Origin of the sequence: Moraxella marmotae, assembly GCF_042219885.1 — a bacterium.
Lineage (GTDB): Bacteria > Pseudomonadota > Gammaproteobacteria > Pseudomonadales > Moraxellaceae > Moraxella > Moraxella marmotae.
Window position 1 is genome coordinate 744,767 of the sequence record NZ_JBHJHR010000002.1, and the last position, 17,048, is coordinate 761,814.

The following is a 17,048-nucleotide window of genomic DNA, read 5'->3' on the forward strand; positions in this document are numbered from 1 at the left end:
ACTGATTTATAAGGTTTATCATGCACATTCATATTTTGGGCATTTGTGGCACTTTCATGGGTTCTTTGGCACTGTTGGCACGAGATTTGGGTCATACGGTAACAGGCTCAGACACCAACATTTATCCGCCCATGAGTACGCAGCTTGCCGATGCTGGCATTGAAATTTGGGAAGGCTACAAAGCTGCACACCTAGACCCTGCACCAGATTTGGTCGTGGTCGGCAACGCCTGCAAGCGTGGCATGGAAGCGGTGGAGTATATGCTCGATCAGCGTCTGCCTTATACTTCAGGTCCGCAATTTTTGTACGAAACGGTGCTAAAAAATCGCCATGTCTTGGCAGTGGCTGGCACGCACGGCAAAACCACAACCACAACCATGCTGTCATGGATTTTGCAATTTGCTGGTATCGATACAGGATTTTTGATTGGTGGTGTGCCACTGGTAAACACCGAAGATACTCGCCTGCAAGCGGCTTTTGCCCACTCAAGTCATCTGGGTGAGCGTTATTTTGTCATCGAAGCGGACGAGTACGATTCGGCATTTTTTGACAAACGTTCAAAATTTGTGCATTATCGCCCAACGACCGCCATTTTAAATAACCTTGAATTTGACCACGCCGATATTTTTGCGGATTTGGACGCCATCGCCACCCAATTTCACCACATGATTCGCATGATACCGTCAAACGGTCAAATCATCATGCCAGCACACACCCCAAGCCTAGAAGACACGCTCAAAAAAGGCGTGTGGACGCCTGTGGCTTATACCGCCGTCGATGGCGATACCGATGCCGATTGGCAGGCCAAGTTGGTCGCTGTCGATGGTTCGGTGTTTTTGGTACGCCATGGTGATGAGACTGGCGAAGTCCACTGGGGCATGAGCGGACTGCACAATGTCAATAACGGCCTTGCTGCCATCGCCGCAGCTCATCATATCGGCATCAGCGTGCAGGTGGCATGCCAAGCGTTGTCAAACTTCGGCGGTATCAAACGCCGCATGGAGTTGATTGGTGATGTTGGCGATATTTTGGTGTTTGATGATTTTGCCCATCACCCAACCGCCATCACCACCACCTTGGACGGTGCCAAAAAAAGCCTGAGCAATCGCCGCATTTGGGCGATTATCGAACCGCGCTCAAACACCATGAAACTGGGCAGCCACCGCAGTCAGCTGGCATCATCAGCCGCCCTTGCCGACCATGTCATCTGGTATGAGCCAAAAAACCTAAGCTGGGGCTTGGGCGATGCCATCGGCGATGCCGCCAATCAAATCGTCCTAGACAGCGTGGACGCCATCATTGACCATATCACCGCCCACGCCCAAGCTGGCGATGCCATCATTATCATGTCAAATGGCGGCTTTGAAGGCATTCATGGTCGGCTGGTCGCTGCGTTATCATGATTACGCCGAGCCGTGCTTGATTTAAATTGCTCAATTTATCGAATTGGTCGAATTAAAAAACACCCCAAACGCTCGATGATTTGGGGTGTTTTGATGTTATGATAAAATTTTAAAATCTTTGGCAATTTGGCAAACCGTCAAAATCACGGCTTGTCAAACGCTCGACCTTCAAAATTTTCAATCAATTTGCGTTCAGCGTCCGACCATGCCACCTTTGCCATCTGGCTGTCAGTCCGCACAATCGCCGCTTCACCTGTGGCGACCACCGCTTGCTGGGCTTGGCTGTATATGGCATATTCTTGGACGACGCTGGTGTTGCCCAGATGCTTAATCCGCACCGCCACCAACAGCGTGTCTGGATACACCACAGGGCGGCGATATTGCATTGATGAACCTGCCAAAATCGTCAGCAAATCTTCTCTGGCCTGCAAAAAACCAATCGCTCGCATATAACTGATGCGTGCCGACTCAGCATAGCGATAATAGGCGACATTATTGACATGGTTAAAGCCGTCCATATCGCCCCAAGCCACTGGCTGCACATGCACCACTGGATAATCACGCAACGCATCAGGTCTGGCATCGCCCATCAAAATCGGCTCAAAAACATCATCAATTTTTAGCATATCGTATCCTTGATCATCAGTGCGTTAGCTTTTTGGGGTAAAGCCGTGCGGTTTTTGATAATCGGCATTATCCAAAAATTTCTCACGCTGCTCGTTGATAAACGCCTTGGCCTGTGGGTCAATCATGCTCAAGTGATTTTCGTTAATCAGCATGGTTTGTAGCTCCAGCCACTCATTCCAAGCCTTAGCGGAGACGGTGTTTTGGATTTCTTGGCCTTTGGCATTAGGAAAAGGCGGATTTGGCAATTTAGGCAAATTTTGTTGATATTTGCGGCAAAATACCATGTGTTCGGCAGGATTAAAGGTTTGCATAATTACTCTCAACGGTTGGCTAAATAACGCTTCTGATTATAACAAAAAATCCTGACACTTGTCGCTAGGATTACACCCAAAGCCCAAAAAATGCTATGATAGGCTTTTGGGCTTATTGCCATCATCGTATCATTTTAAGTGAATTTAAGTTCATGACTTGTTTGTCATTTTGGGGAAGTTTGGCAAAGTTTTTACAGCTTTTAAAATGGTTTTTAAACAGCTTTTAAGATGACTGTTAAGGCAATTTTACGATAATTTTGCAACAATTTGGGAAAATATTATGGGTAACCGCTTATCAAAAATCACCACACGCACAGGCGACGATGGTAGCACAGGCTTGGGCGATGGCTCTCGCCTGCCAAAGACCGATTTACGCTTTGATGCGATGGGCGTGGTCGATGGGCTAAACGCACAGCTGGGACTACTGCAGGCTTATGTGATGGACAGCAATCCATCAATCGTCCATCAAATCAGCATCATTCAGCACAAACTGTTTAATATCGGCGGTGAGATTGCCCTGCCAAATCACGCCGACATCGGCTACATCGCCATCACGCCAGATGACATCACCACACTTGAGCAGTGGACGGATACGCATAACGATGGATTGCCTTATCTAAAAGAGTTTATCCTGCCAGCTGGCTCTGTTGCCACCGCCCAAACGCATATCGCTCGTGCCACTTGCCGTGATGCCGAGCGAGTACTGCTGCGTCTGGCTGCTCGTGATGGCAATATCAACCGCCAAAGCACCCAATACCTAAACCGCCTGTCGGATTATCTGTTCGTGCTGGCTCGTGTCATCGCACGCATGGACGGCGGCAGCGAAGTGCTTTGGCAAGCTGATTTAAAACCTGCCTAAAACTCTGGTACGCTGGCTGTGCGACTTAGCCCATAAGTGCCAAATTTGCCCACCGCTGGCTCTGACAGCTGTGTTTTGGCGATGAACAGCGGAAAATACTGCCCATTAGAGCTGCTTTTGATGCGGATAAAAGGGTAGGCGATGTCGTCTGTGGGCTTTTTTGGATAATCCTGAAAATATGCCGCCACTTCATCAATGCTCGCCTGATGTCGGCGTGCCTGATGAGCAATTCGCTGACTCAGGCTCATCTTTGGGATAGCCCGATGATAGCAGGCGTAACCCTTGATTTCGCTCGGCACTGCTCGGATACTGCTGATATGCACATAGTCGGCCAATCGCTCAAGGCGTTTATCCAAATCCAGCCGCTGCAAGTCGCTTTGGCTTGGGGCAAAGATGCGACACTTAAAGCCCAGCACAGCAAGATTTTTATCCGCCACTGTGCGATATTGGGGAAATGCCACACCATAAACCACCTTATCATCGGCGTCTTTTTGCTCAACAAAGGCAATGTGTAGGTGGGTGTAAAGCTCTTGCCAAATCGCATGCGGCTCAATTTCTGGCTGGGCAATTAGGGTAATCTCTTGGTAGGCTTGCATTATTCTTTTCCGCCTTTACTAAACACACCGCCACGGATTAGGTTGCTGACCACATAGGCCTGCTGCTCTGCGTCGATTTGCTCGCCACAAACCCAGTCCAACATCAAAGTGTATAAATCATTACCACTTTTGCGATAAGCTTCTCCACGCTGAGTTACCGCACCGTATGGCTCGGCAGCGATTGGAAATGGTGCGTCTTGTGTGTACCAAGTATCCACCGTGCGTAGTGCATTGCCAATCTTGACATTGTGCATCGCTGCTTGATTTTTGATTTTGAACAATGATTTGCGTTTTTCGCCCATGTTCATCTCTTGAGATGGGAAAATGTGCTGTCCTGTTCCCAATTGCACATAAGCATCCACTTGCATAAAACAAAAATCTTGTTCGTTATTCAATCCTTGTTTGATGGTTTGGGTCAAAATTGCCAATTGCTCATCATGCTGATTAAAATCATTCAATTTGTAGTCATAAGCATTAAATTGCAACGGCTTGTCTTGCCCGTGGATATTTACAACAATCAAAATGGACGCTGCGCCCACACGGTTTCGCCACAAAAACCGTCCATTGGCGATATTCATGGCATAGCGTTTTGCCAATTCATCAAACATCTCATCTTGTTTAAACTGGCTGACTTTTTCGACAATGGCTTGCTCAAACGCTGGGGCATTGCACGCAAATGGCACACCCAAATCACCAATGACACGCAGCGAAAAACTCAATTTTAGGGTGTCATGCTCCAGTGGCAAATTGGCATCGTCATTACTGGCAGACACAGGGTTGGGCTTGGTTTTGCTGTCATCAGAAATGCCATGTGCGCTTTGTGTTGAGCGGTTAAAGCGTGGAATAATCGCAATCGGCTGCCACAAAGCCGTTTTATCATCTTGCTCATTGCATTGTTTTTGGACATTTTCCCATTTGCCCGAAAACATCAAACCGTCCGAATTTTCTAGCTTACGCTCAAATGATAATAGGGTTGGCAAATCGATGCTGCTAATCTTACTCATAAAAAACTCCTAGTTTTATTTAAAATACACACTTGAAAAACTGATTAAAAATCATAATCATCAAACACTAAAGCTTGTGGCGGTGATGCCGTGTCAGGTGCTTGCTGCTGGCACAAATACCAGTGTGGCTGATAATGGTAATGCCACAAAGACTGTGCCAAATCGGCATAATCTTTGATGTGGTGCGTGCCTCGCCATTCGGCCAAAGTATGCACCGCTTCCACAAAGCAGACTGTATCATCAGGGTTTGTGGTGCGACTGCCCACAACTTGGCTAGCAGGCAAAGTCTCACCAATGGCTTTATAGCCGCACATCATCGGCACAAAATAGCCTTTTTTTGGCTTGGGCAGATACGCCCATTGTGCCTGTGTTTTTGTGCTGGGATTTTGATAATTTTGCCACTCATTTAAGAGTGCCTTGTGGCTTTTGAGATTGGCGTAATTTTGCAGATTTTCAAAATAATTATCCAAAATTTGCGGAATTTGTGTGCCATAAGGCTGTGCCAAATGTGCCTGCCATGCTGTCTGCACTTCCAGCTGATCTGTCAATTGCTTGATGTGCCGATCAATCACGGTATGGCTTGGGCGTGCTACACTCTTGATGCTGATAAAATCAATCAACGCATCGATGGTGTCTTTTTCTGGGTGGTTGTGCTGATATTCTGCCAATATATCACTGCGTTGATACGGCATAAAACTTGGCAACAGCGGACGCAATAACTGTCTGATGACTGTTTTGCCGTGATTGTCGTTGGGTATTTGCCAAAGTTTAATCGCATCAATCTTAAAAATACTGCCACCAGCAAAACGCTGGCGATAACTTTGCTGCATCAGATGCTGGACAAAGTCGCTTTGCACTTCTGGAAAAATATCACCTTGATAGCCAATCAATAACGACAGCTCAACCTGCATTTTGCCTTCTTCGATGACAGGTGCTGTTTTGGATTTTTTATCATCAGCCAAGCCGTGCAATGCTGGTGGATTGCGTGATTGCAAAAATTTGAGTGCATGATGATCATTATAAAATGTACGCAATTCATAATCATGCACAAGCACCGCACAGGCGTTTAATTGAATGTCGGCAAAATGCTTGTGGTGTTTTAAAGATCTTTGTAAGGCATGCACAAAACCCATCGCCGCAACGATGCTGATGCCGCCATAAGTCTGCCCAGCAGTCGCATTCATATCCTGAACAAAAATACGCTGAATACTGATTAATTTCATCGCAATCCCCATCAACCCCATTGCTCTACATATTCTCGCAATCTGTCGGCAAATACTCGACGCCAAATGCGGCTATGATCCTGATTAACGCTAAACTGCTCGTCTTTATGACGCAGTCGCCCATTTAGCCAATGCACAAAATCGCTCACGATTTGTGCCTGCCAATCGCTTTGTTTTTTGATTACAAACATTTCATCATCACGATGCACATCAAGTAGGATTTGATAAGCATCGGACAAACAACCGTCCGCTTGCTCACTCCAACCACTGGGCAATGCCCACAGTCTTTGGGTATAATCAAACACATCATCAATAATGGCATTGAGCCAATTGATGATGCCTTGTAGGCGTTTTGGCTCTTTAAAGCTGATATTGGCTTTATCAAAAGTCATCAGCATCTGCTGCAAGCCTGCGATATTTTCTGAACACATACGATTTAGTAGGCGATCGGTGAACATCGTTTTGTGGCGAATCGGTGCAACAAGCTGACTTTGCCACTTGGGTGGACTGGCACACAGCAGGCGAATGTTACCGCCCCGACTGCCGTGATTGACCGAGACATTTTGGGGTTGGCTAGCGACGGTTGAGAAAGTCAAAACATTGGGGATTTGTACCAAAACATCGGCGTGATATTTGTCTGCATTACGCTGTTTTTCGATTTTGGTTCGCCATTCACGCACTTCTTTGACAAAAAACCGCTGATGGATTTCTTGTATTAAACTGGACGAATACAAAATCACCAACTGATGATAATCAGCACCAACAGGGAAATAAACCTGCTTTATCAAGGCATCGGCTGCCAAAGGTGCGTTTAATTTTTGGTAAAATCCATCGCCAATTTGGCGTAATTGCTCAGCATCAAACAACGCACTGAGCGGTGTATAATCGCCTTGTTTGAGCAATAAACCCAATGGCGTATCATCAATACTCAGCAATAAAAACTTGGCAATCTTTGATAAGCTGGCGTTAGGATACGCCCCATCATAAATTGGACTGGCCAACTGGCTGGTGGTCAAAAACCCAGCTTTGGTGTCATCAATACCATCAACCATCGCCGATCCGCCACTGCTGGAGTGGGTGATTTTGGCAATGTGTGTCGCTGGCGTAACGCCACTGGCAGATAGCAGGGCATGACTTACCCACAGGCGATAAAAATTTTGCTCTTGAGTAATTTGGTCAATTTGTAACTGCGTTTGGGTGATGACATCATCGCTTAGCCATTGGTTTTGCACACAATGTTGATACAGCTGGCGTGCCGCAGCCAAGGACTTGTCGGTCAGTTTTAGTGATTCTGCCCGTTTGCAAGTTCTGTCCAGCTCTTTTTGCTGCTTGGTAAGCTGCTTATTATCACCGCCTGTCGCATCTGCAACCAATGACAAATTTGCTTGAGCCATGCCATTTTTATAAGCCGCAACTTGCAGCACCGCCTGCATTTCTTCTTGCTTACCCTGCTTGTCTTGCTCCTGCAAGCCATCGATATAGCTTTTTATTATCTCGTGCCATTGCACACTGTGATCGTGATTGCTTTTTTGCATATTTTCCCCTTTTGTGAGCCATTTTTTTGATTATAAAATAACTTTTTAAAAAAATCAATATCCATATTATTTTTTATTTTATGATTTATAGATAATGATGGCGTTGAATCCAAATCCATGTTTGTCATACCATCTTTGATTTGTGATATAATTAGGCCCTATCTGCACAGATAGCTTAGAAAATATTATTTTTAATTTTTAATTTCGGCCGCACAGGCTGCTTAATCTTTGGGTCTTACAGGCTCAAAGATACCAAATTGTTCATAAAACTCAAAATCTTGGGTTGTGTGTTTTTGTGAAATGACAAAACTACCAAAACGCTGGCTAATCTGAGCAAGGCTTAATGATTCGCCCTGCTCTGCCAGCTCATCTTGCAGCTGCTGATAAATCGCCACTGGCGACAAATCAAACCAAAACCCACTGCCCATGCCCAAAGTCGGCTGTGTCATCTGATTAAACCGCAGACCCACACTGCCTGTGGGCTTAAATTGAGCCATGTTTGTGCTGTCTTTTGGCTCGCACCACTTAAATTCAACATTTGACCAAGCCGCTTCAATCCACAGATAGCAAGTTTCGTCCGTGCTGCTGTCTTGTCTGCGAAATGGCTGGCGAAATGGTATTTCTGCCGCCCAATGCACCCAAGGATTTGACCACCAAATCGCCGCACCATCATGCCTTGAAAACAAGCGATGACGCAAAGCAACCTGCTCATAAATTGACAAATCATCAAGGGGCTTATCTAAGTTGTCTAATATTGCTTTGAAATTTTGGATTGGGCGGATTTTTGGTATGGCAGAAATGGCCTGATAATCAGCCTGCTGTAAAATTTGCTGTAAATCGTGCGATGCCAATGCCGACGCCAAACCATCTTGCTCAAAACCCGGCTTAGTAAAACAAACTTTTTCGCCCTTTAGTGCCTTGATATTTTGATTTAATAAATGAACATTGCTGCCATCAGGGATAATATCACGATGGCGAAGGATACGCCCTGCCAACTGAACAATCGAACGCACGGAGCTTGGCTCAACCACCGCCCAATCATAATCATGATCTCGCCCCACTTCTGCCACAGGCGATGCGATGACCACAAAAATATGATGCTTGGCTGAACTATGACAAATGTGCTGTCTGATGATTGCATTTTGCCAAATGGCGTCGGGTTGTTTGCGTTTTAGTATGCTGTCCAATTGCTTTTCGATATGCGAACGCATAAGCAGCGGATAACGACCGTGATAGACACAATAATGAATTTGGGTGTCATCTGGTGCATCTTTGGCAATCAGTGCCTTTGCCACAGCAATCATCGGATTGATATTTGCCATGCGTACCAAACCAAAAGACAGCGTCTTATCAGTCTGTTGATTGCTAGGTGCGTTGCTGGGCGTATTACCAAGTGTATTGTTGTGGCGATGTCGTCTATCAAGCTCAATGATACTATCAAAAATCCGATTTGCCACACTTTGGTAGAGATTACAGCCTTGATTATGCTCGATATGGACAATTTTACCCAAGCGTCTTGGGGCTAGGTTTGACAATTGTGCGATACGCTTATCCACAAAGCTATCATGCTGCTTTTGAAAAACCTTAATATCTGCCAACAAATCCTGACAGGGCTTGTGCCACTCATCAAACCACGCACACTGGATTTTGCCGTCCCAGCTGGGTAAGTTGGCTTTGGCAAAAGCCGCCCAGCCTACTCGATAAGCTTCAAAGCAAGCATAAGCCAGCATCGGCGGCATGGTAGCGGTCGATAGTAGCACTCGACTGCCCAGCATGCCCGCCCAATGCACCAAGCGACACAAAGCAGGCAAATCAGCAATGTCAAAATCATCAGGTTCGTCCAGCACCAAATCTGAGCTTAACAGGCGTAATATCGGCACAATCTGATGGCCGCCACGAGTACCTTCTGTTGCGGCAATCAGATGGTCGATGGTGCAGACCAACACAGGGGCTTGTAGCAGCTTGTCGGCTTTTGGCTCGTTTTTTGTCCACTGATATAAAGCGTGCGGCTCACTTTTGCCTGTATAATGCACAAAAATTTCTGGATTTAGCGTTTCGTCAATCGACTCACTGCCTGACGGTTGTGCTTGATTGTCGATTTGCCCTTGTGATTGTCCAGCATGATTGGCATTTTGGTTGATGTGAAATAAGCTCTTGACCGAAACACCGCCCACCACAATGGACAAATCATTATCATCAAGCCCCAGCAGTCGCTGAAACTCTTGACCTGTTTGTAAGGTCAAAGTTCTAAGTCCCAACGCAACGCTAAATCTCACCTTGCCTGTCTGCTGACCCAGTGCGTACATGATTTTGGCATTGGCGATCGTCTTGCCGCAGCCTGTCGATGCCATATTAATGCCAAAAAATCCATGCTCGGCGGTGTGCTTGGCGATGTCTTGGGCTGTTTTTTGGGCGGCGTTTTGCCATTGAAATTGCGGTAATTTTTTGTCCACTTTGGCTTGCAAATGATCATTATCCAAGCCTACCAAAGATGGGCGAAATTTTGGCAGTGCATCGACAATCTGCACCGCCGTTTTGGCAACGCCAATCAGATGCTCGTCCAATTGCTGTTTATAGGCTCTTTGGCCATTATCCAGATAATGGGTATTGGCATAAATGTGGTAAGTATTACTACGCCTGCCGATCTCTTGCGACTTGGCAAAAGATAATGATGAAAAATAACGATCCGCCAGCATAAGTGCCAAGCGTGATAAGTGCGATGTAAAAATATCTTCGGTTAAGCCATCAAAAGACCCAGATGCCAGCTGCTTTTTGGCCAAATCCGCATAATTACAAACCATGGCTCGCCAAATCGCACTGTGGTTTGGTAAGGCATGATCAGCAAATCGCCAATTGTCATCAACTCTGGGCTTTTGTTCATCATCATAGCAATTTGGCGAGTTCCACAAAGCATGAAAATAATGCGTCAGCCATTTGTCTCGGCTGTCATAAGCTGGCGGATTGGCATATTTCCAGGTCGGATACAAAGGCAATCTGTGGTGAGCGACAATCAGCCACGCCACAAGCTGGGCAAAAGGCAAATGCGACAAACGCCGCAACGGACTGCTTTTGGTGTCATCATTATCCTTAATCAGATGACAAAAATCATCAAACTGGGCATTGATCAGTTTATCCAGCCATTCGTTGTCTGTTTGGCAAGATTGGGTGAGTGTTTCAAACAAACGCAGCGACACCCATTCATGGCGATATGGTTCAAAGTGTGCTGTTTTTAGTGCGGGGTTGAGTTTGTTTTGAAACAGTATGTTCGCCTTGCCAATGTCGTGAAACAGCCCTGCCATCGCCACGGCAGCACTCATCACATTCTTATCACGCCATTGATAATTGTCATAAAAATCTGAAATGTCTTGTTCGGTATAATTCACCGCCACCCAGCCACATTCATTGAATCGGTTTCGGTTGCCCACTATCCATAACAGCTCGCTGTGCTTGCGTGTGTGAAAACGATAACAGCTCACCGCCGTGTTTTTGCTCGCCGTTTGCGACAGTAGCTTTTTGACCATCGCCAAGCCTTCTTCGGTGATCACCGTCTGCCAAGTAAAATCACCAATGCGATTGGCGAACGCATCTAACACTTGCCGAGTGCGGTTGATGGCTTTTTTCTGACATTGGGAAATAAAAGTAACAATCATCTGTCATATCCCTTGACTGCCGTCAAATCTCGTCTGCTGTGGCGTTATTTTGCAAAGCAGCCGCTTTTACAGTGTCAAACATAAAATCCAAGGCTTTATGTTGGGTGAATTTTTGTAGGATTTTTTGGCGAAATTCTTGCTCGCTAAATCCGTCCTTGGCACAGACAAACGCCCACGGCAACACGATGGCGTCTTTGATCAAATCCGCTACATCAAACACCAACGCCCCACGCCGTGTCTTGCCGTGCATCACCGCAAAACCATGCCCAATGCCTAGCACCCACAAAGTGCAAGCACCCAAACCATACGCCAAATAATTGCCGTGATTTAAAAAATTATTGGCAAGATCGCCCTGATTAAAATCCCTTTGAAACACCAAGCCGCAACGGCTTGCCGCCGCCTTATACAGCTGCTTGGTCATCATCGCTTCAGCCAGCAGTAAATCCTTGACCGAATCCGTCTTATCTATTTGATTTTTATAGCGTTGGCAAGCGACGGCGATGTCATCGGCATCAATATCAAAGCCTTCTTCGTGCAATTCATTGTCCTTTGCCCAGACCTTTTGGATAAAATTTACTCGCTCATGCTGAAAGCGTTTGGCGACCGCCAGCCGCTTGGCATCATCAAACCAAAACGACAGCCAGCCTTGGACATATTCGGTGGGGCGGTACTCGCTTTGGGGCGTGAGCCACTCAATCTCACTGCCTGCAAACAGCGGCGTCGCCCCACCACCACAAAAACCAACCAGCACGCCAGCACTCGCCAACAGCCGCATCGCCGCCTGTGTGATCGATGTGCCAGTACCCAGTAAGATAACTGTTGTATTTGCAATAGGTATGTTATAGTAAAGATTTTCTTTTTTGGCTTCGGTCAAATACAAAATACGACCGTCTTTTTGCATCACTCGGCAATGCTCAAGATAAAATAGATTGGCTCGCTTAGAGTGCAAAATCGCTTTTAAATCCGTGGGCTTAAGTGTATCCATAACCGCTTGCACAAAGTCCTAAATCGTGGCGTTCTCTCAATTATAGGCGAAATATCGTACAAATTAAAGTCTTTTTTTGGCCATTTTTCTTGCAATTTAATAAACAAATCCTTTAAGATAATCATGTCGGCAAACTCACGCCGCACCAAAAAAAATATCGGCAAACCCTTTATTTTTTGACTATTTAAAAACTTGAATATTTTCAATCAGTTATAACAGGTGGATTTTTGATTGGTTTTTTGGGCAAAATCAATGCCAAACGCTTGTTATTGCTGGTTATTTTGTTTTATAATAACAGTTCCCAGCCGCACAGGCTGCTTAGAAAGTGAACCTGTAGCATTTTTCATTTTATCCAAGGTTCCCAGCCGCACAGGCTGCTTAGAAATATGGACAGCATACATGGCGTGGCTTGCGTGAGTTCCCAGCCGCACAGGCTGCTTAGAAACATTGCTCGATCAGCTCTTTTTGGGCATCGTCGTTCCCAGCCGCACAGGCTGCTTAGAAAAGTATTCGGCACGGTTATAAACATGTCGGACAGTTCCCAGCCGCACAGGCTGCTTAGAAATGTTGCGTTATCCACCGTTTACCGCTTGGGCAGTTCCCAGCCGCACAGGCTGCTTAGAAATGCAGAGCGATTGTTGTTAGCTTATCTGTTGCGTTCCCAGCCGCACAGGCTGCTTAGAAAAATATAAGGACGTTTGGTTACCAATATAAGGAGTTCCCAGCCGCACAGGCTGCTTAGAAAATCAACCAGTGATAATGCGGTGTTTGCTTGCGGTTCCCAGCCGCACAGGCTGCTTAGAAAAAACGAAGATTTTGGTTCAAAATCTGGGCTTCGTTCCCAGCCGCACAGGCTGCTTAGAAATTGGGAATTTGGCTCATATCGCTTACCGCACCGTTCCCAGCCGCACAGGCTGCTTAGAAATATTTGCGTAATTTTATAAATAATAAGGATTTGTTCCCAGCCGCACAGGCTGCTTAGAAAGCCAAGGGTGAAGTTGAGCGTCCGCCTATCAAGTTCCCAGCCGCACAGGCTGCTTAGAAAGCCAATCACGGCTTGGCGTTTGCCGTGTATCAGTTCCCAGCCGCACAGGCTGCTTAGAAAGCAAAGCGTCTAACTTGTTATCTGTTGTTCGCGTTCCCAGCCGCACAGGCTGCTTAGAAACGGCGAAATTCGGCATATGACTTGGTCGCAAATGTTCCCAGCCGCACAGGCTGCTTAGAAAGTTAACATTAAAACAGGCGAAGTAATTACGGAGTTCCCAGCCGCACAGGCTGCTTAGAAAAGCTTCTGGAATGTCTTTTTGGAACCAAAATAGTTCCCAGCCGCACAGGCTGCTTAGAAAGCTTTGGACAAGTCCACGCCATATTTACCAAAGTTCCCAGCCGCACAGGCTGCTTAGAAAATCGCCCGGCTTCTGGAATGTCTTTTTGAAACGTTCCCAGCCGCACAGGCTGCTTAGAAAATCATGTGAGCCACGCCAACCGCCGTTACGATGTTCCCAGCCGCACAGGCTGCTTAGAAAGGCTTTTTCAATCGGTTTTAGTACAAGCATTAGTTCCCAGCCGCACAGGCTGCTTAGAAATTTCTAGAAATAACGGTATATCTTGAATATACGTTCCCAGCCGCACAGGCTGCTTAGAAAGTCTATATGACGGCGATGGGTTGGTGATGAATGTTCCCAGCCGCACAGGCTGCTTAGAAATAGACCCCAACAAGGTAGGTTTAATCAATGTCGTTCCCAGCCGCACAGGCTGCTTAGAAATAGGATAAAAACACCGATTGCCATATTAACCAGTTCCCAGCCGCACAGGCTGCTTAGAAAGTCTTATTACACACATTCTGCCAAGACAGACAGTTCCCAGCCGCACAGGCTGCTTAGAAATTCTAAAAATGGGGATAATTTGCTCATATCAAGTTCCCAGCCGCACAGGCTGCTTAGAAACGTGTGCGGTCGTTTGTTTTTGCATAAGTAAAGTTCCCAGCCGCACAGGCTGCTTAGAAAGGCACAGGAAGCATTACCAATTCACAGTAGCCGTTCCCAGCCGCACAGGCTGCTTAGAAATGAATTGCTTGTTATGACACTAAGTAGAAATAGTTCCCAGCCGCACAGGCTGCTTAGAAAATGCCAAAGTTGCCTGAATTGCTTGTTATGACGTTCCCAGCCGCACAGGCTGCTTAGAAAATAGAGCAGCTGGATAAGAGAACCACCGCAATGTTCCCAGCCGCACAGGCTGCTTAGAAATGTTTGCCTTGGCGGTTATTATCGGTGAAGCAGTTCCCAGCCGCACAGGCTGCTTAGAAAGCCGTCAGGCATACGATACAGACGCTTGCACAGTTCCCAGCCGCACAGGCTGCTTAGAAATTGGGCATTTTTTGCTTGGACTTCACGCAATCGTTCCCAGCCGCACAGGCTGCTTAGAAAGATTTACTGGCAAAACTCGTGGCACAGGTGCCGTTCCCAGCCGCACAGGCTGCTTAGAAAAATCACATCATCAAGCACAGTTTCGACCAGCGGTTCCCAGCCGCACAGGCTGCTTAAAAAGTGATGATATGATGGGCGAGCTTGATGTGCCTGTTCCCAGCCGCACAGGCTGCTTAGAAAAAAACAACAGCTACGAACACGGCTATCTTGCTGTTCCCAGCCGCACAGGCTGCTTAGAAAAAACCAGCTCGCACACGCAAGCCAAGAGAGCAGTTCCCAGCCGCACAGGCTGCTTAGAAACAATGGCCGTGCGATTTCGGCAAGCTCTCGCAGTTCCCAGCCGCACAGGCTGCTTAGAAAATAGCGTCATTACTGTATGATACATTTTCCACGTTCCCAGCCGCACAGGCTGCTTAGAAAACTGTTAGCCGTGAACCATGAAATACACTCAAGTTCCCAGCCGCACAGGCTGCTTAGAAAATAATAGTTACCTTTATATGTTTACATTTCCGCGTTCCCAGCCGCACAGGCTGCTTAGAAAGCCATGGCATCACCATGTCATGAAACAATCTAGTTCCCAGCCGCACAGGCTGCTTAGAAACATCTGTCGATGACCAAACCAAATCTTTAATCAGTTCCCAGCCGCACAGGCTGCTTAGAAAAGTGCCACGCTTGCCACGGTTATTTGTCACATGTTCCCAGCCGCACAGGCTGCTTAGAAAGTCCACAATTGGCGTAATACAGACTATGTTATGTTCCCAGCCGCACAGGCTGCTTAGAAAAACACGCCCTAACTTGTGCGTCAAACAGCCACGTTCCCAGCCGCACAGGCTGCTTAGAAATATCAAGCCACATACTACGCCGACAAATTCCAGTTCCCAGCCGCACAGGCTGCTTAGAAATCTTTAATGGCTTTATCGCCGATTTGGGGCAAGTTCCCAGCCGCACAGGCTGCTTAGAAAATTCAAGTATCCAATTATTTTTTAAAAATTCTGTTCCCAGCCGCACAGGCTGCTTAGAAAACGCACTGACCGCATCGCATGACGAAAAATCAGTTCCCAGCCGCACAGGCTGCTTAGAAATTGGGAATTTGGCTCATATCGCTTACCGCACCGTTCCCAGCCGCACAGGCTGCTTAGAAAAACACGCCTTAACTTGTGCGAGCAATTCACACGTTCCCAGCCGCACAGGCTGCTTAGAAATTTGACAAAAAAGCGACCATGATGTTGCTTGGTGTTCCCAGCCGCACAGGCTGCTTAGAAAGTAGAAGTACGCACTGGCAAACGCAAAATCACGTTCCCAGCCGCACAGGCTGCTTAGAAACTTCAATGAAAAATAAGCGGTGTTTGTTGTACGTTCCCAGCCGCACAGGCTGCTTAGAAACTAAAATCTCTCGGGCTGGTTGCCACAGATTGGTTCCCAGCCGCACAGGCTGCTTAGAAATTTGACCACGGTAGAAATTTGTCCTTAGCTTTGTTCCCAGCCGCACAGGCTGCTTAGAAATCTGACCAACGACGCCAAGACCAAATTTATAGGTTCCCAGCCGCACAGGCTGCTTAGAAAATCGGCAAACTGCTTAATATCAGGGTCAGCACGTTCCCAGCCGCACAGGCTGCTTAGAAAAAAAAGCATGTGCAAAATCTCGCCACAATTGTTCCCAGCCGCACAGGCTGCTTAGAAACAAAACGTATGCCGTTATAATCAACCCACCAAGTTCCCAGCCGCACAGGCTGCTTAGAAAAATCACTTGCTGACGCCAATTTCACACCAGTAGTTCCCAGCCGCACAGGCTGCTTAGAAACAGAACACATGACAGTTATAACAAAGGGCAAGGTTCCCAGCCGCACAGGCTGCTTAGAAAAGCGAGAACGCTGATTTTCTAGCTCTAAAACCGTTCCCAGCCGCACAGGCTGCTTAGAAAAGCTTTCCGCCATCTGTCAAATGTTGAACGATGTTCCCAGCCGCACAGGCTGCTTAGAAAGTGCAAAGGTCTCTACTCGTGTGAAGGTGATTGTTCCCAGCCGCACAGGCTGCTTAGAAAATGCTACAACAAAAACAAGCAAAGTCAAGTAAGTTCCCAGCCGCACAGGCTGCTTAGAAAATTGTCATCAAACACTGGCTTACCGCTCTCAAGTTCCCAGCCGCACAGGCTGCTTAGAAAGTGAACTTTTGGAACAAAATCCGCTGGGCTTGGTTCCCAGCCGCACAGGCTGCTTAGAAAAAAGTCCGAAACCGACCATTTACACCCAACCCGTTCCCAGCCGCACAGGCTGCTTAGAAAGTGCAAAGGTCTCTACTCGTGTAAAAGTAATTGTTCCCAGCCGCACAGGCTGCTTAGAAAGAATTCATTGTGAGTTGGTTGCTGAGCTTTTTGTTCCCAGCCGCACAGGCTGCTTAGAAATCGCTTCTGGAGCTGGCTGGCAATATGC

General features: G+C 46.9%; 10 protein-coding genes and 1 CRISPR repeat array (1 of these 11 cut by a window edge). Of the genes, 2 read left to right on the plus strand and 8 right to left on the minus strand.

Going from position 1 to position 17,048, the window contains the following annotated elements:
* Positions 1-20 precede the first annotated feature (20 nt).
* Positions 21-1,403, plus strand: a complete 1,383-nt coding sequence (gene mpl / locus ACFBZI_RS03570) for a UDP-N-acetylmuramate:L-alanyl-gamma-D-glutamyl-meso-diaminopimelate ligase (RefSeq protein ID WP_375715065.1) — start codon at positions 21-23, stop codon at positions 1,401-1,403.
* Positions 1,404-1,546: 143 nt separating this feature from the next.
* Here mpl and ACFBZI_RS03575 read toward each other — a convergent pair whose 3' ends face one another.
* Both ACFBZI_RS03575 and ACFBZI_RS03580 read right to left on the minus strand, forming a co-directional pair.
* Positions 1,547-2,029 (minus strand): acyl-CoA thioesterase, encoded by a 483-nt coding sequence (locus tag ACFBZI_RS03575; protein WP_375715066.1) that lies wholly within the window; start codon positions 2,027-2,029, stop codon positions 1,547-1,549.
* A gap of 24 nt (positions 2,030-2,053) precedes the next feature.
* Entirely contained in the window at positions 2,054-2,341 is a 288-nt protein-coding gene (locus ACFBZI_RS03580) for an oxidative damage protection protein (RefSeq protein ID WP_375715067.1), read from the minus strand.
* 280 nt (positions 2,342-2,621) lie between these two features.
* Between ACFBZI_RS03580 and ACFBZI_RS03585 the strand changes: the two genes are divergently transcribed.
* The gene (locus tag ACFBZI_RS03585) at positions 2,622-3,200 is read left to right on the plus strand and encodes a cob(I)yrinic acid a,c-diamide adenosyltransferase (protein WP_375715068.1); all 579 of its coding nucleotides are present in this window, start codon (positions 2,622-2,624) and stop codon (positions 3,198-3,200) included.
* Here ACFBZI_RS03585 and cas6f read toward each other — a convergent pair.
* The 6 genes from cas6f to cas1f form a co-directional block, all read right to left on the minus strand.
* Positions 3,197-3,796 (minus strand): type I-F CRISPR-associated endoribonuclease Cas6/Csy4, encoded by a 600-nt coding sequence (gene cas6f, locus ACFBZI_RS03590; protein ID WP_375715069.1) that lies wholly within the window; start codon positions 3,794-3,796, stop codon positions 3,197-3,199. The genes ACFBZI_RS03585 and cas6f overlap by 4 nt on opposite strands.
* The gene (csy3, locus tag ACFBZI_RS03595) at positions 3,796-4,800 is read right to left on the minus strand and encodes a type I-F CRISPR-associated protein Csy3 (RefSeq protein WP_375715070.1); all 1,005 of its coding nucleotides are present in this window, start codon (positions 4,798-4,800) and stop codon (positions 3,796-3,798) included. Before csy3 ends, cas6f begins: the two co-directional genes overlap by 1 nt.
* Before the next feature lie 44 nt (positions 4,801-4,844).
* A complete protein-coding gene (locus tag ACFBZI_RS03600) occupies positions 4,845-6,023 on the minus strand; it encodes a type I-F CRISPR-associated protein Csy2 (protein WP_375715071.1) in 1,179 nt (392 codons plus the stop codon).
* A gap of 11 nt (positions 6,024-6,034) precedes the next feature.
* Positions 6,035-7,558 (minus strand): type I-F CRISPR-associated protein Csy1, encoded by a 1,524-nt coding sequence (gene csy1, locus ACFBZI_RS03605; RefSeq protein WP_375715072.1) that lies wholly within the window; start codon positions 7,556-7,558, stop codon positions 6,035-6,037.
* Positions 7,559-7,779: 221 nt separating this feature from the next.
* Positions 7,780-11,208 carry a type I-F CRISPR-associated helicase Cas3f gene (gene cas3f / locus ACFBZI_RS03610; RefSeq protein WP_375715073.1) on the minus strand — a complete coding sequence of 1,143 codons (3,429 nt, stop codon included), beginning with the start codon at positions 11,206-11,208 and terminating at the stop codon, positions 7,780-7,782.
* Between the two features lie 22 nt (positions 11,209-11,230).
* A complete protein-coding gene (cas1f, locus tag ACFBZI_RS03615; protein ID WP_375715074.1) occupies positions 11,231-12,193 on the minus strand; it encodes a type I-F CRISPR-associated endonuclease Cas1f in 963 nt (320 codons plus the stop codon).
* 297 nt (positions 12,194-12,490) lie between these two features.
* Positions 12,491-17,048: direct repeats of the CRISPR family, unit length 28 nt; unit sequence GTTCCCAGCCGCACAGGCTGCTTAGAAA; it runs 4,959 nt beyond the window's last position.